The organism is Sandaracinus amylolyticus, from assembly GCF_021631985.1.
Classification (GTDB): domain Bacteria; phylum Myxococcota_A; class Polyangia; order Polyangiales; family Sandaracinaceae; genus Sandaracinus; species Sandaracinus amylolyticus_A.
In genome coordinates this window covers 2,659,602-2,683,798 of record NZ_CP070225.1, presented here as the reverse complement: position 1 = coordinate 2,683,798, position 24,197 = coordinate 2,659,602, and the positions used below count along the sequence as shown (strand labels likewise).

The window sequence follows — 24,197 nt, the reverse complement described above, 5'->3', positions numbered from 1 at the left end:
GAGGAGCGTGCCGGTCACGAGTTCCTGATTTCGACTCACACGCACGCGCGCGCGGAGCCTTGGAACCACCAGAGGGCGGCAGGTTGGATCCCCTACCGCCCTCTTTCGTCGTTTTTTAGATCAGCGACCGCACTGCGACGTGACCTGCTGTCGGTAGAAGCCCAGCTCGTCGCGCCAGTACTCGCCGTCGAAGGGCCACATCTGGTGCTCTTCGTCGACGTTGACCGTCAGACCCGCGCTGCGCGCGAGCTCGGTCATCTGCTGCTGCGCCTCGGCATCGAGCTGACCGCGCTGGTAGGTCGCGATCTCGAGCTCGACCGTGTCCACCTGCGTCATGAGCTCGTTGAGCTCGTCGATGAGGCGGTTGTAGCGAGCGCGCGCGAGATCGCCGGTCTGGTCGATCGCGAACGACTTCGCCACGAAGATGTCCTGGAGGATACGCGCGCCGAGCGAGCTGTTCTTGAACTCCGCGGGCGACTGCTCGAGGCGCTGCTCCTCGCTCTCGAGGAGACGCACGTACTCGAGGTTGCGCAGCAGCGTGCGATCCGAGAGCGCCGAGGCGACGATGCCGCGGATGCGCGGGCTGAGCTGCGCCTCACCGCTGCGGACGCGCTGGAGGAACTCGAAGAACTGCTGGTTGTCCTGGAACTGCTCGAGCGTCGCGTTCAGCTCGGTCGCGACCGGGTCGTAACGCTCGTGGAACTGCGAGACCATCGCGCTCGCGTTCTCGATCTGGCACGCCGAGAAGAAGACGACGGACTTGAGGACGAGCGCCTCCGGGTAATACGCGTCGTCGAAGTACGGCGAGAACAGCGTGTGGATGTTGCCCATCGAGCGCGCGTACTCGTCCGCGAGGAAGAACGCCCAGCTCTCCTCGAAGAGCGCGTCGAGCCAGTACTCGCTGTCCTGACCCACGCGGTTCCACGCCTCGACCGCGTTGCCGAGCAGGCGGCCGTCGATCGCGCGCTCACCAGTCTCCGCGTCGGTGCGGTTCGCGGCGGTGTAGTAGACGCGAGCGAGCGAGATCCACGCGAGGTTGCGCATGCGCTGCGTGTCCTCGACGCCCTCGACGCCCGAGTCGATCGCCTCGATGATCGCGCGGAACGCCTCGACGGCCGGCGACGCGCGGCGGAGGCGGACCTGCGAGATGCCCTCGAAGAACTTCGCGTTGACGTAGAAGCGCGAGCGGCGATCGACGCGCTGGAAGAGGCCGATCGCCTCCTCGAACTCGCCCTGGTTGTACTTGAACCGGCCCATCAGGAAGAGGAGCTGGTTGTACAGATCGGCGCTCTCCGCGGTGTTGAACTGATCGAGCTGATCGGTGCCGTAGCGACCGACGCGCTCGATGATGCCCGCGGGCTCCGGCAGCTGCGACGCGAGCTGCGCGAGCCACTGCAGCGTCTGGCCGAAGTAGAGGTGCGCCTGCCCCTGCTGCGTGATCTCGTCGAAGATCGCGAGGGCCGACTGGTAATAGCGCAGGTGGTAGAGGGCCTTGCCCAGGAAGAACTGCGCCTTCTGCACGTTCGCAGGCGCGTCGTCGGTCTCACCACCGACCACGCGCTGGAACTGTACCGAGGCCTCCATGTAGCGCTCCTGCTGATACAGCCGGAGCGCGTTCGCGAGGGCTTCGGACGGTGGACCTTCCGCCGGCGGTGCGGCCGGAGCGCCTGTGTCCTCGACGCTGAACACCATGTCTTGCGCGCTCACGCGTGACGACGCGAGCGTCGACGCCGCGACGAGCGGGAGCACCCACAGGAAGACTCGATCACGCCGCATGGGGCTTTCCTCTCCGAGAGTTCACGTGCCGGTGGGACGATCACAGACGATCGAACACCGCGCTGATCGAAGGAGCGTCTGATCCACGAAGCTTCCGGCTCGCCTTCGAGAGTGTTCTGCGCGGGCAAAAACCGGAGCAAAATCGAGAAGTTACAATCAGAGTGTGCGCGATGATAGAAAGCACGTGCCGTCTTTGTCAATAGGCAACGTCCAGCGCGCCACGGTGCGTCGCGACCCGCTCGCGCGCGTTCCAACGTCACGCTTGACATGCTCGCGGACGGCCACGTACGGTCCGCGCTCGACTGGAAACGTCCTCGAGTGTCATCGACAGACTCCGTCGACTTCGCGACGAGTCGTGCAGGGCGGCACTCGAACGAGGTGAACGAGAATGCAGCGAAGCGTGAGGACCGGATCGCTCCAGGTCGTGACGATCGCAGGAGTCATCCTGCTCGGGGCGATGATGTCGGGCTGCCCGGCGCGCGGCATCGGTGATCCATGCGTGCCCGAGGCCATTCCGGCCGGTGGCTTCGATCAGCGCGAGATCTACGTCGAGACGAGCTCGGTGCAGTGCCGCACGCGCACCTGCATGGTGTTCCGGCTCTCGGGTGATCCGTCCAAGGTCGTCGGCGAAGAGACGTGCCCCGCGGGCACGGCGGGCTGCGTCGATCGCGCCCTCCCCGTCAGCGTCTCGAACAGCGCGGAGCGCGTGTTCTGCACGTGCCGCTGCAGCGCGACCGACGGCGACAGCAACACTCCGCTCTGCGACTGCAGCGACGGATTCCACTGCGTCGACGTCCTCACGGCGGGCGGCGCGGGTGTTCGCGGTGGCTACTGCGTGCCCAACGAGCTCTGCACGGCCGACGAGGACTGCGCGTCGGGCCGCTGCAATCTCGAGGCGGGCGGCGTCTGCGCGACGAACGCGACCTGAGCGAATTCGGATAAGATGTGCTCGTGATGCGCACTCGCGCACAGACGGGCAACGAAGCAGAGGCCCTGGTCGCGGCGAAGCTCGCGAGCCAGGGCTTCGCAATTCTGGGCCGCAACGTTCGCGTCGGTCGGCTCGAGCTCGACGTGATCGCGCGCCGTGGATCGATGATCGTGGTGTGCGAGGTGCGCGCGCGATCGAACGCGCGGATCGCGGAGCCCGTCGAGTCGATCGATCGCGCGAAGATCTCGCGCATCCGACGCGCGACGGCGCAGTGGCTGACGACCGCGGGGCTCGGCGGCGTGAGCGTGCGGTTCGACGCGGCGAGCGTCGTGTTCGATCAGGATCCGCCGCGCATCGAGTACTACGAAGAGGCGTTCTGAAACGACGAAGCCCCTCGGCGCAGATCGCGCGGAGGGGCTTCGTCGCGTTCGGTCGCTGAGCTCAGTCGAGCGCGCGTTCCATGCGCTCCTTGAGCGCCACGAGATCGCGCACCGCTTCCTCGCTGGCCCCCGCGGCCCGCGCGCGCTCGATGCCCGTCTCGAGCAATCCGATCTCTTCGCGCTGACGCTCGCGGAGCGTCTCGATCATCTTCTCGAAGACGAGGAAGACGTCCTGCAGCTCGTCGCCCTTGCGCAGCCTCCCCTTGAGCGAGAGGTGCCCCTCGGTCACGTGCTGGAAGAGCAGCTTCATCTTGTACGCGGGGCCGACCACGCGATGCGTGATGAAGATGCCGACGATGCCGAGCGCGAGGGTCAGCACGAGCACGCCACCGACGATCGCGGTGAGCAGGTTCCGATCGTACTCGGCGGCCTGCTGCTCGATGAAGGCCTCGGTCTCGCCCTGCATCGCCCAGCCGATCGAGAGCATCTCGGTCTGCGCGTGCGACTGCTGGTACGCGAGATAACCGAGCGTCCCCGCGACCAGCACGGTCACGATCACGACGTAGCCCGTGTACTTCAGCTGGAAGCCGGGATCGAGCAGGTAGTTGCGGAGACGCCGCTTCGGCGGGCCGCCACCCTGCTGTGCTCGTCCGCCAGGCGGGGCGGCGCTCTGTGCGTCGACGGCCATTTCACTGCCCTCCAGACGGCGTTGCAGCTCCGTGCGGAGTTGCAGCCGTAGACGAATCGTATGAGAGGCTCCCCCGGAGATCCATTTCTTCGGCGCGGTGCGGCGCTTCGTCGGCGATCATCGCGGGCTCCCTGCGCCCATCGCGGTCCCGAGGTTCCGCAATGCGCCGTTGAGCGCGCCTTCGATCGCGGCCCGCTGGGCAGCGACGCCCGTCTCGCCCATCACCGTCGCCGCCCCGTTGAGCATGCTGCGCACGTTGCGGTCGGGGTACGTCTGCACGACGACCGAGACCTGCGCACGCACGCCGCCGTCGGGACGCGTCTCGAGGCTCACGATCGAGCTGTCGAGATAGAAGCCCGTCAGCGAGCGCTGACGGATCACCTGCTGCGCCTGGCGCGGCGACTCCGACTCCGGCGCGACCACGACGCCCTCGAGCTGCTGCACGCGGCTCGCGATGAAGCCGCGCGCGCTCGCGAGCACGGCGCGATCGACCGCGGCGACCTTGGTGCCGGGCATGCCGACGCCGACGTAGAAACGAGGCGTGCCGCGCGGCTCGACCGTGGTGCCCGTCGACGCCGTCGTGGTGCCGGCGCTCGATCCTCCGCCGGTGCGCGCCACACGCTCGAGCGCGCGCACCGCGCTGCGCGCCGCATCCGCGACCGCACGCTCGCGATCGCTCGACGCTGCACGGAGCGCGGGCAGCGCCGAAGGATCACCGAGGCGCTCGAGCGACGATGCCGCCGCGGCGCGCACCGCCGCCTCGTCATCTCGCAGCGCGGCCGTGAGCGCGTCGATCACCTGCGGCTCGGGCGTGACCGAGCCGAGCGAGAGCGCTGCCTGCGCGCGCACACGGAACGCCTCCGACGTGCGCAGGAGTCGCACGAGATAGTCCGTGCGTGCGTCGGCGTGCGCGAGCAGCGGCGCGATCCCCACCGAGAGCAACGCCGAGAGGAGCGCCGACACCATCACGACGATCGCGAGCCTGCGCAGCCGCCCAGGGACCATCCGCGCGCGCCTCCCCCCGCTCCGTCAGCCTACGCCGGAGCCCGCCGCTCTGACGCGCAGCGCTGGTGAATCTTCACCGAGCTGCGGAACGAGAGCGAGCACGAGTATCGCTCGAACGCGCGACGCGGATCAACGGCTTTCCTTGCGGACGAAAGAGCGCACGTGCATCGTGCCCGGGTGCTCGTGTGGGCCGCGATCGGAAGGCGATCTCTCGCGCTCGTCGCGCTCGTCGTGATCACGATCGCGCCCGCGTCGCTCGCCGCGCAGCCTCGGGTGCAGGTGCGCGCCGAGACCCGCATCGAGCTGCGGCCGCGGCGTGATGCCGATCATCAGATCGTCGAGGGTGTGCTGCGCGACGATCTCGGCGCGCCGATGCCCGATCGCGAGGTGCGGATCTCGGTGCACGAGGGCGGTCCGACCGGTGTGCGGCGCGACGCGCGCGAGGTGCGCACCGGGCCGGATGGATCGTTCTCGTCGGTGTTCGAGCTGCCGCTCGGGAGCTGGTGGGTGCGCGCCGAATTCGACGGGGACGAGCATCACCGGCCGCACCCGCCGGTCGTGCGTCAGGTCGTGCTCGATCGCGCGCACGTCCGGCTCGACATCGACATCGCGGGTGGGCCCACGCTCGATCTCGATCGCGCCGAGCATCGGCTGCGGGTGATCGCGAGCTCGGAGGCCGGCGGCGCCGATCTCGCGGTGACGATCACCGAGAACGAGCGCGAGCTCGCGCGCGGGACGACGCGTGCGGACGGATCGCTCGACGTGGTGATCCGCACCGAAGCGCTGGGCACGACGCCCTCCGCGGCGCGCCTCGTCGTGCGATCGGCGGCGGACGCGCATCGTGCGGACGCGCAGACCGAGGTGCCGGTGGTGCGCTTCCGCGGGACGACGCTGACGCTCGAGGCCGATCGATCACAGGTCGGGCGCGGCGAGAGCGTGCGGTTCAGCGGCGCGTTGCGCAGCTCCGAGGGCCCGCTCGCGCGCAAGGCGGTCGGTCTGTGGGCGGGCGATCGACACCTCGCGACCGTGCTCACCGACGACGCCGGCGCGTACCGCGCGACGCTGGGCTTCGACGAGCTCGGCGCGTTCGACGGTGCGGTCACCGCCCGCTTCGAGAGCGACGCGCCGTGGTGGGGCGCGAGCGAGGCACCGCCGATCGCGCTGCGCGTCGAAACGCCGGGAGGCACGCCGTGGCCGTGGATCCTGGTGTCGATCGCCGCGAGCGCACTCGCATTCGTGCTCGCGGGGCGCCGGCGTCGTGCGCCCGCGCCGAGCCCGGCTGCGCTCCCAGTGGTCGCGCCCGCGCTCGAGCTCGGTGATCGCAGGAGCCTCCTGCCCGACTCGATCGAGATCGCGGGGCGCGTGATCGACGCGCGGCGCGAGCACGCGATCGCGGGGGCGAAGGTGCGCGCGCGGCGTGCCGACGGATCGACGATCGAGATCGAGACCGACGCGAGCGGGCGCTTCGCGATCACGTTGGCGGCGGGCGCGCACACCCTCGAGATCGAGGCGCCGGGATACGAGGCGTCGCGACATCGCGCGACGCTGCCGCACCGCGGCGAGTGGTCGGCGATCGTCGTGCGGCTGCGGAGCCTGCGCGAGCTCGCGTGGGCACCGCTCGAGCCGCTCGCCGCGCGTCTCCTGCCGTCGGCCGATCTCTACGGCGTGTGGACCGCGCGGGATCTCGAGGGCGCAGCCCGCGCGAAGCCTCCGATCCCACGGGCGCTGCCCTCGCTGATCGCATCGATCGAGCGCGCCGCGTACGCGGAGGAGCCCCCGGCCGAGGCCGAGCTGGAGTCGATCCGAGAGGCTGCGCGCGCGATCGAAGCGGAGATGGATGCGCGTGCGCCGCGCTCGACTCCGCGCGAGCTCGAACGTCGCTGACGACCACCGTTGACCGGCGTCGATTCGCCTCTCTATAGTCGGCCCCGCCATGGAACCGGGCACGATCGTCGCCATCGTCGTCGTCGCGGTCCTGATCGTCGTCGCGATCGTGTTCGCGATGCGCCGTCAGGCACCCGAAGCGCCGAGTGGCGAAGCCACTCCACCCTCTCCTGCGAAGCCGTCGCCGGAGAAGAAGGCGGAGCCTGCGCCGGTGAAGGCGCCCGAGCCCGCCAAGGCCGCTGAGCCCGCCAAGGGCGCACCGGAGAAGAAGCCGGTGAAGTCGGAGCCGTCGCGGCCCGCGGCGGAGAAGCCCATCGAGGCGAAGCCCGTCGAGGTGGAGACGCCCGCGGCGAAGCCCGAGCCGGCGAAGGTCGAAGCGCCCGTCGCGAAGGCCGAGCCCGCGAAGCCGGCCGCGCCCGCGAAGGAGAAGCCGGACGGCAAGGAGCAGGTCGCGGCGCTGCGCCGCGGGCTCGCGTCGACGCGCGGCGGGTTCATCGCGCGCCTCGCGCAGATCTTCGGCGGCAAGAAGGAGATCGATCCCGCGCTCCTGGATCAGATCCAGGAGGTCCTGATCACCGCGGACATCGGCGTGCGCACGAGCGAGAAGATGCTCGAGACGTTGCGCGCGAAGATGGCGCGCGCGGAGCTGCGCGACGAGGACGCGGTCTGGTCGGCGATCCGCGAGGAGGCGCGCGCGATCCTCGGGGCATCGGCGGGCGGCATCGAAGTGCGCTCGAAGCCCACGACGATCCTCGTCGTCGGCGTGAACGGCGTGGGCAAGACGACGACGATCGGCAAGCTCGCGAGTCGTTTTCACGAAGAAGGAAAGAAGGTCGTCCTCGCGGCCGGCGATACATTCCGCGCGGCAGCGGTGCTGCAGCTCGAGGTGTGGGCGCGGCGCGTCGGATGCGAGATCGTGAAGGGCAAGGATCGCGCGGATCCCGCGTCGGTGATCTTCGAGGCGATCAAGAAGGCGCAGGGCGACGGCGCCGACGTGGTCATCGCGGACACCGCGGGCCGACTCCACACCAAGTCGAACTTGATGGAGGAGCTCAAGAAGGTCGTCCGCACTGCAGAAAAGGCGCTCGAGCGCCCTGTGGATGAAATCCTGCTCGTGCTCGACTCAACCACTGGGCAGAACGCGATCCAGCAGGCCCAGCTCTTCAAGGACGCGATTCCGGTGAGCGGAATCGTGCTCACCAAGCTCGATGGCACCGCCAAGGGCGGTGTCGTGCTCGGCATCGTCGACGAGCACCGCATTCCCGTGCGCTACGTCGGTATCGGCGAGCGCATCGAAGATCTACGCGAGTTCGATACCGACGCGTTCGTTCAGGCGCTCTTCGCAAAGCCCGACGACGAGACCGCAGCGGCGTAGTTCGGTCGCCATTGAATTCGCGAATTCGCGCGTGGTATAGTCCCGGCCAGCTTCCGCTAGACTGGCGATTTCTTCAACGATTCCAGATGTTTGCAGCACGGCACAACGCCTCTGGCAGAGACGATGTCGCGTCTCGAGAGGCTGCCTCGAATCAAGGGGTTGCGATGAGGAAGGCTTCCGTAGCGCTGCTCGCACGTGCACTCGCGGGAGCAGTGCCGCTGCCACGCAGCGCAGTGCTTCTCGCCGGTGCGGCGCTCGTCAGCGGCTCAGTGCTGCTCGCGGGTCCAGCGCACGCGCAGGACATGGAGTTCAGTCTCGACGAGGCCGAGCAGCAGCCACAGCAAGAAGGCTCGGCTGAAGGCGCGGACATGAGCTTCGAAGAGGGCGAGACGCAACCGACGCAAGAGTCGGGCAGCGGCGACGTCATCGGCGATCTCGCGACGACCGAAACGGCCGCGGAGCAGACCGAGACGCGCGAGGCGCCGACTGAGCAGCAGGAAGCGCGCGAAGAGATCTTCGCCGTCCAGCAGGTCTATGCGCTGCGCATCAATCGCGTCGAGATCACGCCGACGGCCTCGTTCTCGCTGAACGATCCCTTCGTCCAGCACACGGGCGTCGGAGTCGGGCTCAACTACTGGTGGACGAACGTTCTCGCGCTCGGCGTGAACTTCATCTGGTACGAGGGCCTCGAGAACGAGTCGGACATCGGCTATTTCGTGCGTCGCGCGACGCGCCTCGCGGTGCCGGTCAACAGCTACCAGTTCGGCGCGCACCTCGCGTTCACGTACGTGCCGATTTACGGCAAGTTCGCGATGTTCAACGAGTTCATCTTCCAGTACGACATCTACGTGCTGGGCGGCGTGGGCCTGATGAACACGCGGCCGATCCCCGTGATCGACCCCGAGGTCCGCAGCTTCAACTTCGACATCCGCGTCGCGTTCAACGTGGGTATCGGTCTGCGCGTGTTCGTGACTCGCTGGCTCGCGATCGTCGCCGAGCTGCGCGACTACATGTATCTCGAGCAGCTCGAGAATCTCGAAGTCGCGCTCGGCGCGGAGCGGACGAATCCGGACACGTGGACCCAGAACAGCCCGGCGTTCATCAACAACGTCACGGCGCACCTCGGTCTGACGATCTTCCTGCCCTTCGATTTCGAGTACCGCCTCCCGCGGTGACCAGAGGAGCGCTGGACATGCTCACTCAGAAGAATCGTCGCCTCCTCGGCGTCCTCGCAGCGCTCGCGCTCGGGACAGCGATCACCACGCTCAGCGGCGCTGCGAGCGCGCAGGACGTGCAGATCACCGGCCCGCTCGCCGGTCAGCCCGCGGTGCGCCACATGCGCCAATACCGCGTCAATCGCTTCTTCATCACTCCGTCGGTCGGCTACACGCTGCAGGACGAGTTCTCGCGCGCGCTGTTCTTCGGCGGCTCGCTCGGGTTCCACTTCACCGACTGGCTCGGAATCGGTGCGTGGGGCGGCGGCGCGCCGATCGACATCGACACCGACCTCACCTCGCAGATCGCGTCGAACGGTCAGGTGAGCCCGCAGAACCGTCTCAGCCTGCCGAGCGCGGATGGCTTCCCCGATCAGGTCGGGCGCATCCGCTGGGGCGCGTCGCTGCACGTCCTCTTCATCCCGCTCCGCGGCAAGCTCTCGCTCTTCCAGGCGGGCTTCGTCGACACCGACCTCTACATCCTCGCGGGTGTCGGTCTGTTCGGCGTCGACGAGCGCTCGGACGTGTCGCGCGAGCAGTACCGCGCGGCCTGCGTCGATCAGCCGCAGCCGCCGGGGTCGAGCGCGCCCGACTGCCTCGCGACGCAGTCGCGTACCTCGCGCATCCTGCCCGCGCCGATGCTCGGTGTCGGTCTGAGCATGTACTTCAACGAGTTCATCGGTCTGCAGATCGAGTGGCGCGCGTTCCCGTTCTCGTGGCGCGCGAGCGGCTTCGACGAGAGCGGCGAGGACGCGAACGGCGCGCCCGGCAGCGGCTTCCCCGACGAGCAGATCGACGGCGCGGACGCGCGCACCACGTTCAACCAGATGCTGAACGTCGGCATCGTGATCTACCTGCCGACGGAAGTGCAGATCACGGACTGAGAAGCGCGTCAGTCGCGTAGAACGCGAAAACGGCCGGTGGAGACACCGGCCGTTTTCGTTTTGGAGCGAGCGTGCCAGTCGCTCGCATCGAGCGTGGCAGTCGCGCTCAGCCCTTCTTGCGCGGCACTCCCGCCTTGTCGAGGGACCAGCCGGCGGGGAGCGTCTTCTCGATCGCGGCGCGCCCTTCCCCGACGTCCCATCCGCGCTCCGCGAACGCCTCGAGCAGTCGGGTACGCCCGCGCACGCTGTCCTCGCGGCTCAGCGCCTTCTGCGCGGCAGCGCGGGCCGGGCTCGGGTCCTCCTGTGCGAAGAGCGCCGCGATGGCGTGGAAGCGCGCCGTCTCGTTGACGTCCTCGAGGAAGCGCGCGACCGCCGGCGCGATGCGCACGTCGCGTCGATCCTCGAGCGTCTGGAGCACCTGCACCTTGCGCGTGGGGTCGCGCTGGTACTCGGTGTCCATCGTCTCGAGGACGGCGAGGAGCTCGGTCACGACGCGCTCCGCGGGGACGAGACGGTCGAGCAGCTTGAGGGGCCAGCCGAGCGACTCGCTGCGCCGCAGGAACGCGACGACGGGATCGATCGCGGGCGCGCCGGTCTCGACGATCAGGCGGAAGGTCTCGTCCTTCTCCTCCTGGTCCGTGATGCTCGGGTCCGCGTAGATCGTGAACCGCGCGAGCAGCGCCTGGACGGCCTCGGGCGACTTCAGCGCGCCGAGCGCCTGGATCGAGTCCCACCGATCCGGCGCCTGCGCGCGTCGATCCGCGACGCGCCCCGCGTGCTTCTCGACCGGAGACTTCTTGCTGCCGAAGAAATCGAAAAGGCCCACCGTAGCGTTCTCCCGCTCCGGTGGGCCCCGATGCGCGTCCGGCGCTCTCGCCGTCGCGCGCTCAGCAGCGCATCACCGGATGATCACCGGCTTCAGGTTCACCTGCGTGCCGCGGGTCTGTACCTGGAAGCGAACCATCCGGCAATCGTGCTTCTTGATGAGCGACTGCTCGTTCGCACGCAGGCGCTGCACGAACTTGTCCTGCGGGATGTTGCTGACGTCCTCGCCCACGGCCTGCTTCGCCGCGACGTACTCGCGATAGACGCGCGCGTAGTAGGCGTCCTCGGGCTCCGACGCGAGCTGCGCGGCCACCGCGGGGTCGACCTCGTCCTCGCCGCCCGCGGTTCCCTGAGGGGCCGGCGCGGTCGCCGGGGGCGTCGCGCCGGGCTCGGCGATCGAGCTCTGCGCGATGCTGTCGTCCTGCCAGCGTCCACCGCCGCCCGGCGGCGAGCTGACGCGGCCCTGGTCGTCCTCCTCCGGCGTGCCGGTGAAGACGTTCAGGAGCTGGTTGATGCGGTACGCGAGACCGCCGTACTCCGCGCTCTCGAGCTCGATGCGGGTGTCCGTACGGCCGTTGATGACCGCGAGGATCGCCTCTTCCATCTGCTCGATCGGGCGGATGAAGCTGGTGCCGATCAGGAAGCCGTACACGAGCACGACGATCGCACCGACCACCGTCAGCAGGAGGATGACGTTCGTCGCGCCCGCCTTGCCGATCTGCGCGCTGCGGTTCGCGAGCACGACCATCGCGAGCGGCGTCTGCGCGCCGCCCGAGGGCACCGGGCCCACGACGCCGACGTACTCGTCCCCCGCGAGCTGCACCGTGAACGGCGCGCTCGGGTTGCCCTGCATCGCCCCCTGGACCGCGGCCTGACCGGGCCCGAAGAGGTGCGCGCCGAGCGCCTCGCTGACCGCGCCCTCCGCGAGCGACGAGCTGTATACGCGATCGCCGAGCAGGAACGCGACGTCGCGACCCAGCAGCTCACCTTCCGCGCGCGCGAGGCCGTTCGAGATGTCGTAGCCGATCAGCAGCGCGCCGAGGACGCGGTGATCCTCGCCGCGGATCGGCGCGACCGCGACCTGCAAGACCTTGTTCTCGTCCTGCTTCTGCCAGATGCCGGTCGCGGTGTCGCCGCGCAGCGCGCGCTGGACCGCGGGCACCGTGCTCCCGAGATCCTGGCCGTACATGCGGTTGCGATCCGCGTTGCGCGCGACGACGTTGCCGCGATCGTCGACGACCACGACGATGTCCGGGGTCGCGCCGCGGCGCGACGGATCGGCGAGCCACGACGCGACACGATCCGCGGCCTCGTAGGCGCGCGTCCGGCGGCTCGCTTCGTCGAGCGCGCTCACGAAGATGTCGATCATCGCGCGCTGCTGCGACTGCTCGTCGTCGAGCTCCGAGAGCTCGCGCGCCGAGAGACGGAAGGAGCGATCGAGCAGCCGGTAGTCGGAGACGATCCGCGTGTCGACCTCGCCGACCAGCTCGGCCTCGAGGCTCGACTTCACCATCGCATACGACACGAGCCCGACGACGAGGACAGCAGCAAGATTTCCCGCGATGATCTTGGTTCGCATGCGCTGCGTTCTCCCCCCGAGACTGCAAAGGTGGATATCACCCTGCGACTTTGAGGGTCAATAGAGCCGACTTGTCCGATGACGTACGCGCGCGTCAGTGTTCGCGGATGATCGCGAGCAAGACGATCGCCGTCGTCGACGACGAGAGCTTCGACGCGCACCGCGCGCCCCGCAAGCACGTCGAGTGTCCGGAGCGGCTCGATGCGGCCCGCAGCGGTGTGGCACGCGCGCTCGGCGGCGCGGCGCGCACGACGATCGCGGCGCGCGAGGTGCGCGAGGACGAGATCCTCCGGGTGCACTCGCGCGAGCACCTTCGCGCGCTCGAGGACGCGCTGCGCGGATCGTTCGGGAGCATCGACGCGGACACGTACGTGGCGCCTGGCAGCCGGGCCGCGGCGTGGCGGGCGGCGGGCGGTGCGGCGGAGCTCGCACGGGCGCTGATGGAGGATCGGGCGCAGCGCGGGTTCGCGCTGCTGCGGCCCCCGGGGCACCACGCCGAGCGCGATCGCGCGATGGGCTTCTGTCTGCTCAACAACGTCGCGATCGCGGCGACCGCGGCGCTCGACGCGGGCGCGCAGCGGGTGGCGATCGTCGACTGGGACGTGCACCACGGAAATGGCACCCAGGACGCGTTCGAAGCGGATCCGCGGGTGATGTTCGTGAGCCTGCACCAGTGGCCGCTCTATCCGGGCACCGGCGCGCCGGGCGAGATCGGACGCGGCGCGGGCGTGGGCACGACCGCGAACCTCGCGATGCCGCCGGGCTCGGGGCCCGAGGAGTACGGTCAGGCGTTCCGGCGCGTGGTGCTCCCGCTGGTCTCGGGGTTCGCGCCCGATCTCGTGCTGGTCTCGGCGGGGTACGACGCGCACGCGTCCGATCCGCTCGCGTCGATGCGGCTCGATGCGGCGAGCTACGGCGCGATGGCGACCGCGCTGATCGACGTCGCGGAGCAGCTCGGGCACGGGCGCGTCGGGTTCGTGCTCGAGGGCGGGTACGATCTGCAGGCGCTCGAGAGCTCGGTGGATGCGACCGTGCGCGCCGCGCTGGGTGAGCGCGTGGCGCTGCCCGAGGGACGCACCTCGGGCACGTCGCAGGCTGCGCTCGATCACACGATCCGCGCGCTCGCGCCGCACCGGCCCGAGCTGCGGTAGATCGTCACTCGCTCGGCGGCGGGATCACTTCGGTGCCGACCGCGCGACCCTCGAGGAACCAGAGGATCGCGCCGAGCGCACCGAAGCCGATCGCCGCGCCGAGCGCGGCGTCCGACCACGCGCTCCACTCGCGCGCGCTGTCGAGATCGCTGCCCTGCCGCGAGCCCGCCTCGACGCCGAGCCCGATCGCCACGCCGAGCGACGCCGCCGAGAGGCCCCACGCGATCCACGTGAAGATGCGCTCGCCCTCGATCGCGCGATAACGCGTCTCGGGCTGCAGATCGACGTACGCGGCGGTGCGCAGGCCCGCCTCGACCGCGACCTCGGAGCGGAACGGCAGATAGCCCTCGCGCGTGACGAGCAGCGGATGGCGGCCCGGATCGAGCGAGAGCTCGTCGCCGATCGGGCTCTGGCCGACCTCGCGGTCACCGACGCGAACGGTGGCGCCCTCGACGTCGACCCGGACCGTGAGCGTGCCGGTCGTGGGCCGGGTCAGGCGCGCAGCACGCGCGGCCTCGGCGCGCTCCTCGAGCTCGCGGATGTGGCCCTCGACCTGCGCGCGATCGGGCGGATCCACGCGATCTCGGAGGTAACGGCGATAGTGCTCGATCGCCTGCTCCCACTCGCCGAGCTCCTCGTGGGCGCGCGCGACGTTGAACCAGAGGTCGGCGCTCGGGACGAGCTGCGCGGCGACCTGGAACTCGTGGATCGCATCGCGATACCGGCGCGCCTCGAAGTGCGCGACGCCCGCCTCGAACGCGGCGCGAGCGCGGCGCGCGACGTCGGCGTCCTGCTCCGCGACCGTCGCGTCGTGCGGTGGCTGCGGTGTCTCCTGCGCCGAGAGCGCGCTCGGGAGCGCGAGGATGACGAGGGCGACGAGCGCTGGACGCACGTCGGCACGATATCACGGTCGCCCCACGAACTTGGCGTGGGTGGCGCAGGGAAGGAACAATGAGCGCGAGGTGTCGATGCGCCCGCTCCGCTCGCTCGCTCCGGGGATCGCGCTCGCGAGCACGATCGTCTTCGTCGCGTCGCTCGCGGTCGCGCAGAGCGTCGATCCGTTCGGGATCCTCCGCGAGACGAGCGGCGCGCCGGTGCCGGTCCCGCCGCGCGCGCTCGCCGTGATCCCCGAGCGTCACACCGGGCGCGCCATCCGCTTGGTCGACGAGCTCGAGCGCATCGAGCCCCAATTCGACGATCTCGCGGTGGGCGCGGGGCTGAGCAGCCGCATCGCGATCCAGCTGCGCACGCGCGAGGCGAACGTGCCGATCTTCGTCGCGAAGAGCGACGCGTCGATCGCGACGGTGCTCGCGCTGCGGCTGGGCGCGCCGATCGAGGTCACGGGCGTGGTGGTCGAGCGCGGAGGCCGCTACTTGATGCTCGCGTCCGACGTGCGCAGCGCGGCCACGGGGAGCGCCCGCGGGCGCTGAGCGAGCGTGGCCGAGCGACGCGCGTCCGCTTCTCCTCCTCCGCCGATCCCGGTCGTGTGCGACGACGCGGATCTCGCGGTGGAGTGCGCGCGACTCGGCGCGGAGATCGATCTGGCGATCGCGCCCTCGGTCTCGCGCGCGCCGATCGAAGAGGCCGCGACGATCCTCGGCGAAGGTCGCGCCTGCGGCGTCGCGCTCTCTCGCGCGGCGGAGCCGATCGAGCTCGTCACGCTCGCGCGGGCGTGCTTCGCGGCGGGCTCGAGCTGCGCGATCGTGGGGCTCGGCGAGCGCGCCGACATCGAGGATCGCGCGGCGATCGCCGCGGATCTCGGAATCGTCGCGGTCGACGAGGTGCGCCCGATGGTCGCCGCGCTCGCGCTCATGCGCGCGGGCGCGACGCAGCCGTGGTCGGCGTCGACGCGCGGTGTGCCGGCCCTCGATCGCGCGCGCCTGCAGCTGCGCGGCGGAGGATCGACGGGGGGTCGCCTCGCCCGGCTCGACGATGGTCGCATCGGCTGGGGACGCGCCGCGCAGGGCGAGCTGATCGCGCTCGGCGAGCCGCGCGACGTGCGCGAGGCGCTGCGTGCGATGCGCGACGCCGCGGGCGCGACGCCGCCCGGTCGCGCGGTGATGGAGGGCGTCGACGAGCGCGCCGCGACCGACGTGCTCTTCGGCCCTCCGCGCGCTCTCTCCGATCCTGCGAGCAAGGCCGCGCTGCAGCCCTACGGGCTCCCGCTGCCCGTCGAAGAGCTGTGCTCGAGCCCGTCGCGCGCTGCCGCCGAGGCCGCGCGCATCGGGTTCCCGGTGCGCATCGCCCTCGCCTCGCCCGACCTGCGCATCTGGGATCATCCCGATCTCGCGGTCGACGGCGTCGACAACGCCGCGCGCGTCCGCGACGTGTTCCGGCAGATCATGAGCATGGCGAGCGAGCGCAGCCCCGACGCGCGCCTGCTCGGCGTGACCGTCACCGCGACCACCACGCCGATCGCGCTGCTCGGCGTGCGCGCGATGCCGCTCGAGGGCGGATGGGTGCTCGCGGAGATCGGGTTCGCCGATCCGCACGGCCTCGCGTCGGCGGATCGCACGCGGACCGTGCTGCCGGCGAGCGCGGAGCGCCTCGAGCGCACCCTCGCCCGGCTGCGCGGCAGCGAGCTCGTGCTCGCGGGCACGCCGGCGCGACGCCGCACCGTGCTCGAAGCGATCGACGACGCGATGCTGCGCCTGACGGCCTTCGTCGATCGACGCCGCGACGAGATCGTCTCGGTCGAGATCCGACCGCTCGCGATCCTGGTCGGCGGGGGCGTCGAAGTGCGCGAGGCCTGCGTGACGGTCGGCGAAGCGTTCGTGCGACGGCTCGATGCGCCCGCGCGCGGCGGCGCGGGCTGAGCGTTCGAGCGCGGGAACGCGAAGCGGGGGCGCGGCCGACGCGCCCCCTCGCGATCACGTCACGGCTGGATGCCGCGAGTCTGCTGGACCTCGTCGCCGACCTGGCTGCCGTACGGCGGCAGGCCCACGGCCCACGCGACGAGGAAGTACACGATCAAGAGACCACCGACGACGATGGCGCCCTTCACGACGGGGCTCGCATCCTGCCAGAAACCCATGAGATCACCTCCACACGGCCAACGGCCAACGAGCGGCGTTCGCGTGCCATCATCGTAGGGAAGAGGCGCTTGGATGGTCAACAGAATTAATTCTAGCAACCGCGAAGGAATCCGCTCCGCCCGGAATCTCGTGAGCGAGACCGTCCGTCGCGTGAGGGCGCCGATCGACCTCGCCAGGGTCGCGACGAGGCTCGGCGTGCGCAGCGGAATCGCGTTCGACGTCTCGCCGCGCGGCGTGATCGCGCTCGCGCGCGCCCGGCTCTCGGGCTCGCTCGGGCTCGCCACGATCTTCCGCGTGCACGCGGCGAACACGCCCGACGCGATCGCGATCGTGTGCGAGGGACGGCGGCTCACGTACCGCGCGCTCGACGAGCGCATCGATCGGCTCGCGTCGCGCCTGCGCCACCAGCACGGGATCGGTCGCGGCGATGCGGCGATCCTGCTGATGCACAACCGCGCGGAGTTCGTCGAGGTGCAGGCCGCGATGACACGCCTCGGCGGCGCGGCGGTGTCGGCGAGCTATCGCTCGACGCCCGAGGAGCTCGAGTTCCTCGCGTCGCACTCGGGCGCGCGCGCGATCTTCGTCGAGGCCGAGCTCGCGGCGCCGATCGTCGCGTCGCGCGCGAAGCTCACGGGCGTGCCCGAGGCGAACTTGATCGCGGTGGGCGGCACGCACCCGGGCACGACGAGCTACGACGCGCTGGTCGCGCCGGGGCGCGTGCGGCCGGTCGACGAGGCGAGCGGCGACGACGCCGCGGTGGTCGTCTACACGAGCGGCACGACGGGGAAGCCGAAGGGCGCGGTGCGCCGGTTCCCGAAGGACGCGCATCTCGCGTTCCTGCAGTCGATCGACGAGCTCGACATCCGCCACGACGATCGACACCTCGCGGTGTGCCCGCTCTATCACACGACCGCGTTCGGGTTCGCGTCGTTCACGTTCGTGCTCGGCGGCACGGTGGTGATCGAGCCGCGCTTCGACGCGCAGCGCGCCCTCGCGAAGATCGAGGAGCACGCGATCACGACGACTGCGGTGGTGCCCACGATGCTGCACCGCATCCTCGAGCTGCCGCCCGCCGCGCGGAGGAAGCACGACACGCGCAGCCTGCGCGCGGTGTTCTCGGCGGGCGCGCCGCTCTCGGGCGCGGTCGCGCGCGACTTCATGCAGGAGTTCGGGCACGTCCTCTACAACATCTACGGCGCGACCGAGACCGGGCTGAACACGATCGCGACCCCCGACGAGCTGCTGCGCGCGCCGGGGACGATCGGGCACGTGGTGCCGGGCAACGAGATCCGGATCCTCGACGAGCGCGGGCGCGAGGTGCCGCGGGGCGCGACCGGCGAGCTCTTCGTGCGCAACACGATGCTCGTCGACTATCACCGCGACGACGCGGCGACGCGCGCGTCGATGCGTGACGGGTTCTTCAGCGTGGGCGACCTCGCGCACGTCGACGAGCACGGGCTCGTGCACCTCGATGGTCGCAAGCGCGACATGATCATCTCGGGCGGCGTGAACGTGTACCCCGCCGAGGTGGAAGAGGTGCTCGCGCGCCATCCTGCGGTGCGCGAGGCCGCGGTGGTGGGCGTGCCCGATCGCGAGTGGGGCGAGCGCGTGCGGGCGTTCGTCGTGCTGCGCGAAGGTGCGTCCGCGGACGTGCCCTCGCTGATCGCGTGGTGCCGCGATCGGCTCTCGGGGCCCAAGGTGCCGCGCGACGTGCGGGTGATGCAGGAGCTGCCGAAGAACCCGACCGGCAAGGTGCTCAAGCGCGAGCTGCGCGAGATGGCGTAACGGGGCGCGGGCCGGGTCGGGGTCGGACCACGCCGCCGACCCACGAGCAAGCGGGGCTGGGGCCCCGATCCGGCTCTGCCGGTCGGGGGGAGGGGTCTTCCAAGACCCCTCCCGGAAGCTCAGCCGCGCGCGGGGAGGCGCAGCTCGATGCGGCGCAGCAGGCGCGCGGCAGCGGGCAGCGCGAGGACATCGACCGCGATCGCGCCGAGCGCGACGACGCCCGGCGCGGCGAGGCCGTTCGCCGCGAGCACGGCGAGCGCGAGCCCGGCGACGACGGCGACCGCGACCGCCCGGTTCGCCTCGCGTCGCGCTGCGTTCGCGAGCCAGAGCGCGGCGGCGGCGTCGCGCACGTCGTCGCCCGTGAGCGCGATCGCGCGCTCGCCCTCGGGCGATCCCGCCGCCGCGAGCACGACCGGGACGTCGGCCGCGGCGAGCACCACGTCGTCGGGCCCGGCGCGGCCGATCACCGCCACGGTGCCGCCGCCCGCCTCGCGCAGCCGGCGCACCTCGGTGCCGCGCTCCTCGGGCGTGAGCTCCGCCTTCACGTGATCCACGTCGAGCGGGCGCGCGAGGCTCTCGACGGTGCTGCGGTGATCGCCCGACACGAGGAGCACCTCGGCATCGAGATCGATCAGGCGCTGCACCGCGGCGCGTGCGCCAGGGCGATCCTCGTCGCGCAGCATCACCAGCGCGCGCAGCTTGCGATCGACGCCCACGAACACGACGCTCAAGCCGCGCTTCTCGGCCCGCTCCGCGTCGACGTCGCCGACCGCGACGCTGATGCCCTCGTCGAGCAGGAGCTGGCGACTGCCCACGACGATCGCCTCGCTGGCCGCGCCGACCGCGGTGATGCCGCGGCCCGGTACCTGGGTCACGCGCCGCACCGCGCCCTTGGCGATGCGCCGGCGCTCGACGTGACGGAGGATCGCGCGCGCGATCGGGTTTCCCTCGAGCGATGCCTCGGCCGCGGCAGCGAGGCCCAGCGCTTCGTCGACCGAGCCTTCGCCGATCGGGTGCACCTCGACGACCTCGGGCTCGCCCTCGGTGATCGTGCCGTGCGTGCAGAGCGCGACGACGCGCACGCGCCCCGCGCGATCGAGCGAGCGCGCGCTCTGGAACACGATTCCGCGCTCGGCCGCGGTCGCGCCCGCGGCGACGAAGGGCGCCTCCGCCGCGCGACGCAGCGAGAGGAGCGGCACCGCGACGAGCACGCCCGCGGCGGCCGACAGGCGCATCGCGAGGCCGCCGCCGGAGTCGCCGAGCCAGAGGCCGAGCGCACCGAACGCGAGCACCGCGAGCCCGCCCCACTGGATGCCGCGGGTCGTGAGCCGCGTGACGCGCGCCGCGTCGTCCGCGGTGCCATCGCCGAAGCGCGCCGGACGCAGCAGCGCGCGGTGCTCGCCCACCCGCGTCGCGAGCACGCGGATCGCTCCGTCGATCACGCGCGCGCCGGCGATCACGGGATCGCCGGCGCGGCGGCGCACCGGAGAGCGCGCGGCCGGATGCGCGAGCACGTAGCCCTCCCCGGCCCGCACCACGCCGTCGACGGGCACGACGCCTCCGTCGCTGACGATCACCTCTTCGCCGGCGCGCACACGGTCGGCCTCGAGCTCGCGCGAGCCGACCTGCAGCGGGCGCGTCGTGTCGTCGACCGGCCCTTGGGCGCGCGCGGGGATCCGGCGGCGCAGCGCATCGAGGAGGCGCTCCAGCGGGCGCGCCGCGCTCGCGTCGAGCCAGGCGCGCAGGATCGCGGCGGCGGCGGCGAGCGAGGCGCCCGCGAGCGCGAGGCGCGCGTCGTGGCCGCCTTCGAACGAGAGCAGCGCGGCCACGCACGCGAGCGACGCGCCCGACGGAGCGGTCGCCCACGCGAGCCATCCCGCGTCGCGCCGGAGCGGCAAGGGCCCGAGCACCGCGAGCGCGGCGGCCGCGCCGGTGAGCACCGCGCTGATGCCGACGAGCGTCCAGCTGGTCGCGAACGCCGCCGCGACGAGCGCCATGCCCGCGACCGCCAGCGGCAACACGGGGAGCGGCACGGGCGGCTCGGGCGCCTCGGGCACCGGCGCGGTCCACTCCGACGAGCTCGACGAGCTCGGCGGGCGCTGGGAGCGCCGCTTGCGCACCGCGCGCAGCATCGGATCGCTGCTCGACGCCGACGCGCTCGCCGATGCGCGCGCCGGCTCGGTGCGCTCGCGATGTCGCTCCCCGCGCAGGAAGCGCTCGCGGCACTCGGGGCTGCACAGGAAGCGCATCCCGTCCTCGAGCGCGATCACGGCCCGAGCGCGCAGCGGCTCCACGCTCGTCCCGCACACGGGGCACGGACGCGAAGGGAGCTGCGCGCGCGAGGAGGGGATCGAGGAAGCGTCCACGAGAGGGACGGGGCGTACGCGCCGAGCGCGGGCGCGTCAAACGACGGCGACTTCCCGGACCTCGTGCTCAGGCGGCGATCGCCGGTCCTTCCGGCATGGAGATCAGCGGTACGGCGCGAACCGTCCCGTGCTCTCGCGCGAGGCGTTGAGGTGCTCGATCTCGCCATCGGAGTAGGCGTCGGCGGAGCCTTCGGGGAGCTCCTCGCGCACGAAGCGCTCGATCGCGTCGCGCGCCGAGCGGCCCACGTCGTCCTCGCTCGCGTCGTCCCATAGCTCGAAGAGCGCGCGCCGGCGCTCGGCGGCGGGACGTGGGGCGGCCCAGAGGCGCCGGATGCGCGCGCGCAGTCGGGGCAGCGCCGCGGCGCGCTCGCGCGCGGCGTGCGCGTCGGTCAGTCGATCGCGGAGCTCCTCGGTCTCCTCGAGGAACCGCAGCCGCTCCGCAGCGTTCGGATCCTGTCCCGCGGCGCGCATCGCGGCGCCCTGCGCGTCGAACGTGCCACCGATGCCGAACCCGGCCGCGGGCGACTCGATGGTGGCGATCGCTCCGCCCGGCTCGGAGAGGAGCTCGGGCAGCGCGGAGGTTCCGTCGGGCGCGCGCACCTGGTTCGGATCCATCGGGATCACGGTCAGCGGATCGATGATCGGAGCGAGCGGCTCCACGAGATCGGCGAGCGCGTCGGGGAGCTCCGGGGCGTGCCGCGGCTCGACCGCCGCGCCCGAGCCGTCGGTCTGCACGGGATCGCGGGCGCCCAGCGCGACGTGGTCGCGATCGCCGAACTGCACCGACCCGTCGGGCCGGATGACGGCGGTGAAGCCGACGCCACGATGCACGTAGCTGCCGTCGGCACGGGGCACGAGCTCGATCGGTGTGCGCGTGACGTGGGCCTTCGTCATCGCGCGCGCGTGCAGCTCCGCGTCGAGCCGCTCCTCGATCGCGCGCTCGGCGCGTGCCGCGTCCGCTTCGGGCGTGCTCGGTCCGAGCGAAGACAACGCGCTCGCGACGTGCTCGGGGTCGAGCGGTGGGAGCTCGGCCGGTGCCTCCGGCGCCGTCCGCACCGTGTCGGTCGACCGTGCGTCCGTCGCGGACGGGCCCGGGTCGATCGTCGATGGCGCCCACCGCGTGGATCGATCCGATGCCGCCCGGCGCTCACGCGCGCGACCGGACACCTCGGTCGGTGCGGCGCCGTCCCGCGGGCGAGCGAGCGCGAGGTCCCGCGAGCGCGCCGCGACCGTCAGCTCGAACACGACCGCGTCGGCGCCGGCGTCTCCGCGCGGAGCCGATGGCTCGCCCCACCGAACGCTCGGCACGACGGCCACCGCGACGACGTGCGCGACCACCGAGAGCACCCACGACAAGAGGCGCGGCGCTGTCGCTCCTTGCGGCACGTCGGGACCTGAGCACGCCGCGCGCCCGATCCATTCCGCTCGTCACATTGCGCTGGCGGACCCGCCCTCGCCTCTCAGTCCGTGACGTGGATCCACGTCCCCGGCCGGCGCGGCAGCGTGATCACCCCGTGCCATCCGGGCGGCAGCGCGGGCGTCGTCCACTGGAAGAGCCAGCGCGCATCCGCGGGCGCGAGGTTCACGCAGCCGTGGCTGCGCACGTGCCCGAAGTGGTCGTGCCAGAACGCTCCGTGCAGCGCGTAGCTGCCCTCGAAGTACATGGTCCACGGCACGTCCTCGATGCTGTAGGCCTCGGTGGCCGAGTCGGGATCGTCCATCGTGGTCGAGACGTGCTTGCTCTGGATGCGGAACGTGCCGACCGGCGTCTCGTAGCCCGCGCGTCCCGTCGACACGAGCGTCGCGAACACCGGCACGTCGCCCTCGTACGCGACCAGCGTCTGCTCGCCGCGATCGACGTGGATCCAGCGCTCGCCCTCGCCGACGCCCTCGGGGCGCGGGATCACCGGCACGATGCGCAGCGCGCTCTCGCGGATCACCCGACCGTCGCGCGCGATGCGATACCGCGAGCCGCGTCGCTCGAGCACCTCGTCCTCGAGGAGCAGCGGCGTGTGGAACTCGACCGCGTCGCTCTGCGTGAGCGCGCCGCTCACCGCGTCGCGGACCAGCGCGCGCACGCCGCGGCGATACACGAACGCGAGCGGCGGGCGCCACTCGCCGCCGAGCACCACGCCGCGCATCGCGGGCGGCTGCGCCTCGGCGAGCACCCCGGCGGGCACGTAGGTGCCGCGCACGGTCCGGAAGAACGCGCGCTCGCCGTCGAGCTCCTCGCGATCGATGCTCACGTAGAAGCCGCGCAGCATGCGCATGCGGAGGAACGACGGCAGCGTCGGGCCCTCGGGGACGCCGGCGTCGGCGCTCGCCTCGAGCGTCGTCGCGACCACACCGGGCGGCGCCTCGAGATCGGGCTCGGCGCTCGGCGCACCGACCTCGGTGACCGCAGCCGCGCGCGCCGCAGCCTCGGCGCGCAGCGACTCGATCATCGACGAACCCTCGCGCTCCTCCGCGACGCTCGGGATGCGCCAGTACTGCGGCGCGTCCTCGCGCGCGACGTAGGCGTACGCGTAGGGCAGCGCGTCGTGCAGCGCCGCAGCAACGGGCGAGGGCTCGAAGCTCTGCGGTCCCTGGCCGAGCAAGAAGCCCTCGCCGCGGCACACGAACCCGCCGCCGACGACCTCGTGCCATCCGCGCGCGCAGCCGGGACCGCGCAGTCCCTCCTTCGCACGGAAGCGCGAGCCGCGACGCACGTAGCCGATCACCGGGCTCGTCACGTCGGGGCGCGCGCGGACCTGGGCGAGGAAGTGGTACGCGATGCCGTGCAGCGGCCACTCGGCCTCGAACGCGGCGCGCGACGCTTCCTCGCGAGCGCGCGCCTCGGCCTCGGCGTCGGGGGGTGGCGGGGGAGCTGGAGGGAGCGGCGGCGGGAGCGCGACGGGCTCGGCCTCGATCGCGGGCGCGGGCTCGAGGGCAGGCTCGGTGTCGACCACCGGAGCTGCCGTGATGGACGCGTCGACCGCGCTCCCATCATCGAGGGCCGAGTCGCACGCGCCGAGCCCGGCGATCGCCGCCGCGAGCAGGAGTGTGCGAGCGATCCGCATCGTGCTCCGCGCATCGCACGGCGGAGGAAGCGCCGTCCAGAAAACGGCAGCCGCGTCGTCCCGAGCGGCGGATCCACGGCGAAATTCGCCGGCGTGCCCGCCACGGCCGAGGTCGGGCCCGCCGCGCGCAGCCCCGGGCCCGAGCGCTCCGGTCGCGAGGCCGCGGCGATCGGGGACGGGCGCCGCGCCACCGCACGGGGCCCGCCGATCGACGAAACAGGGCCGCCGATCGACGAAACAGGGCCGCCGATCGACGAAACAGG

20 protein-coding genes are annotated in these 24,197 nt (G+C 71.7%); 10 read left to right on the top strand and 10 right to left on the bottom strand.

Going from position 1 to position 24,197, the window contains the following annotated elements:
* Window positions 1–120: 120 nt before the first annotated feature.
* Entirely contained in the window at window positions 121–1,776 is a 1,656-nt protein-coding gene (locus I5071_RS11125; protein ID WP_053234363.1) for a hypothetical protein, read from the bottom strand.
* 400 nt (window positions 1,777–2,176) lie between these two features.
* Here I5071_RS11125 and I5071_RS11120 point away from each other — a divergent pair, with 400 nt between their 5' ends.
* Together I5071_RS11120 and I5071_RS11115 are read left to right on the top strand one after the other, a co-directional pair.
* Window positions 2,177–2,704 carry a hypothetical protein gene (locus tag I5071_RS11120; RefSeq protein ID WP_236605408.1) on the top strand — a complete coding sequence of 176 codons (528 nt, stop codon included), beginning with the start codon at window positions 2,177–2,179 and terminating at the stop codon, window positions 2,702–2,704.
* A gap of 26 nt (window positions 2,705–2,730) precedes the next feature.
* Window positions 2,731–3,084 (top strand): YraN family protein, encoded by a 354-nt coding sequence (locus I5071_RS11115; protein ID WP_236605407.1) that lies wholly within the window; start codon window positions 2,731–2,733, stop codon window positions 3,082–3,084.
* 61 nt (window positions 3,085–3,145) lie between these two features.
* On the opposite strand, the gene I5071_RS11110 is transcribed toward I5071_RS11115, so the two are convergent.
* Entirely contained in the window at window positions 3,146–3,772 is a 627-nt protein-coding gene (locus I5071_RS11110; RefSeq protein WP_236605406.1) for a hypothetical protein, read from the bottom strand.
* Window positions 3,773–3,889: 117 nt separating this feature from the next.
* A complete protein-coding gene (locus tag I5071_RS11105) occupies window positions 3,890–4,777 on the bottom strand; it encodes a HEAT repeat domain-containing protein (protein ID WP_236605405.1) in 888 nt (295 codons plus the stop codon).
* A gap of 162 nt (window positions 4,778–4,939) precedes the next feature.
* Here I5071_RS11105 and I5071_RS11100 point away from each other — a divergent pair, with 162 nt between their 5' ends.
* The 4 genes from I5071_RS11100 to I5071_RS11085 all read left to right on the top strand — a co-directional run bounded on the left by I5071_RS11100 (window position 4,940) and on the right by I5071_RS11085 (window position 10,134).
* Entirely contained in the window at window positions 4,940–6,661 is a 1,722-nt protein-coding gene (locus tag I5071_RS11100; RefSeq protein WP_236605404.1) for a carboxypeptidase-like regulatory domain-containing protein, read from the top strand.
* Window positions 6,662–6,710: 49 nt separating this feature from the next.
* On the top strand, window positions 6,711–8,036 hold the full coding sequence (gene ftsY, locus I5071_RS11095; RefSeq protein WP_236605403.1) for a signal recognition particle-docking protein FtsY: 1,326 nt from the start codon (window positions 6,711–6,713) through the stop codon (window positions 8,034–8,036).
* Window positions 8,037–8,122: 86 nt separating this feature from the next.
* Window positions 8,123–9,211 carry an outer membrane beta-barrel domain-containing protein gene (locus I5071_RS11090; protein WP_236605402.1) on the top strand — a complete coding sequence of 363 codons (1,089 nt, stop codon included), beginning with the start codon at window positions 8,123–8,125 and terminating at the stop codon, window positions 9,209–9,211.
* 17 nt (window positions 9,212–9,228) lie between these two features.
* Complete coding sequence (locus tag I5071_RS11085) at window positions 9,229–10,134, top strand: outer membrane beta-barrel domain-containing protein (RefSeq protein ID WP_236605401.1); 906 nt, start codon at window positions 9,229–9,231, stop codon at window positions 10,132–10,134.
* 106 nt (window positions 10,135–10,240) lie between these two features.
* Here I5071_RS11085 and I5071_RS11080 read toward each other — a convergent pair whose 3' ends face one another.
* A complete protein-coding gene (locus I5071_RS11080; protein ID WP_236605400.1) occupies window positions 10,241–10,960 on the bottom strand; it encodes a HEAT repeat domain-containing protein in 720 nt (239 codons plus the stop codon).
* Between the two features lie 72 nt (window positions 10,961–11,032).
* Window positions 11,033–12,538 carry an MXAN_5187 C-terminal domain-containing protein gene (locus I5071_RS11075; protein WP_236605399.1) on the bottom strand — a complete coding sequence of 502 codons (1,506 nt, stop codon included), beginning with the start codon at window positions 12,536–12,538 and terminating at the stop codon, window positions 11,033–11,035.
* A gap of 107 nt (window positions 12,539–12,645) precedes the next feature.
* On the opposite strand from I5071_RS11075, the gene I5071_RS11070 reads away from it, so the two are divergent.
* Complete coding sequence (locus I5071_RS11070) at window positions 12,646–13,689, top strand: histone deacetylase (protein ID WP_236605398.1); 1,044 nt, start codon at window positions 12,646–12,648, stop codon at window positions 13,687–13,689.
* 4 nt (window positions 13,690–13,693) lie between these two features.
* Here I5071_RS11070 and I5071_RS11065 read toward each other — a convergent pair whose 3' ends face one another.
* A complete protein-coding gene (locus tag I5071_RS11065) occupies window positions 13,694–14,581 on the bottom strand; it encodes a PEGA domain-containing protein (RefSeq protein ID WP_236605397.1) in 888 nt (295 codons plus the stop codon).
* A gap of 76 nt (window positions 14,582–14,657) precedes the next feature.
* On the opposite strand from I5071_RS11065, the gene I5071_RS11060 reads away from it, so the two are divergent.
* Both I5071_RS11060 and I5071_RS11055 read left to right on the top strand, forming a co-directional pair.
* Entirely contained in the window at window positions 14,658–15,119 is a 462-nt protein-coding gene (locus I5071_RS11060; protein ID WP_236605396.1) for a hypothetical protein, read from the top strand.
* 6 nt (window positions 15,120–15,125) lie between these two features.
* Window positions 15,126–16,505 (top strand): acetate--CoA ligase family protein, encoded by a 1,380-nt coding sequence (locus I5071_RS11055; RefSeq protein WP_236605395.1) that lies wholly within the window; start codon window positions 15,126–15,128, stop codon window positions 16,503–16,505.
* Window positions 16,506–16,564: 59 nt separating this feature from the next.
* Here I5071_RS11055 and I5071_RS11050 read toward each other — a convergent pair whose 3' ends face one another.
* On the bottom strand, window positions 16,565–16,723 hold the full coding sequence (locus tag I5071_RS11050; RefSeq protein WP_236605394.1) for a hypothetical protein: 159 nt from the start codon (window positions 16,721–16,723) through the stop codon (window positions 16,565–16,567).
* 196 nt (window positions 16,724–16,919) lie between these two features.
* Here I5071_RS11050 and I5071_RS11045 point away from each other — a divergent pair, with 196 nt between their 5' ends.
* Window positions 16,920–18,509, top strand: coding sequence for a class I adenylate-forming enzyme family protein (locus tag I5071_RS11045; RefSeq protein WP_236605393.1), 1,590 nt, complete (start codon window positions 16,920–16,922; stop codon window positions 18,507–18,509).
* Window positions 18,510–18,628: 119 nt separating this feature from the next.
* On the opposite strand, the gene I5071_RS11040 is transcribed toward I5071_RS11045, so the two are convergent.
* The 3 genes from I5071_RS11040 to I5071_RS11030 all read right to left on the bottom strand — a co-directional run bounded on the left by I5071_RS11040 (window position 18,629) and on the right by I5071_RS11030 (window position 23,934).
* Entirely contained in the window at window positions 18,629–20,779 is a 2,151-nt protein-coding gene (locus I5071_RS11040) for an HAD family hydrolase (RefSeq protein WP_236605392.1), read from the bottom strand.
* A gap of 198 nt (window positions 20,780–20,977) precedes the next feature.
* Window positions 20,978–21,931: a hypothetical protein gene (locus I5071_RS11035; RefSeq protein ID WP_236605391.1), complete on the bottom strand. Its 954-nt coding sequence runs from the start codon at window positions 21,929–21,931 to the stop codon at window positions 20,978–20,980.
* Window positions 21,932–22,335: 404 nt separating this feature from the next.
* Entirely contained in the window at window positions 22,336–23,934 is a 1,599-nt protein-coding gene (locus I5071_RS11030; RefSeq protein ID WP_236605390.1) for a L,D-transpeptidase, read from the bottom strand.
* Window positions 23,935–24,197 lie beyond the last annotated feature (263 nt).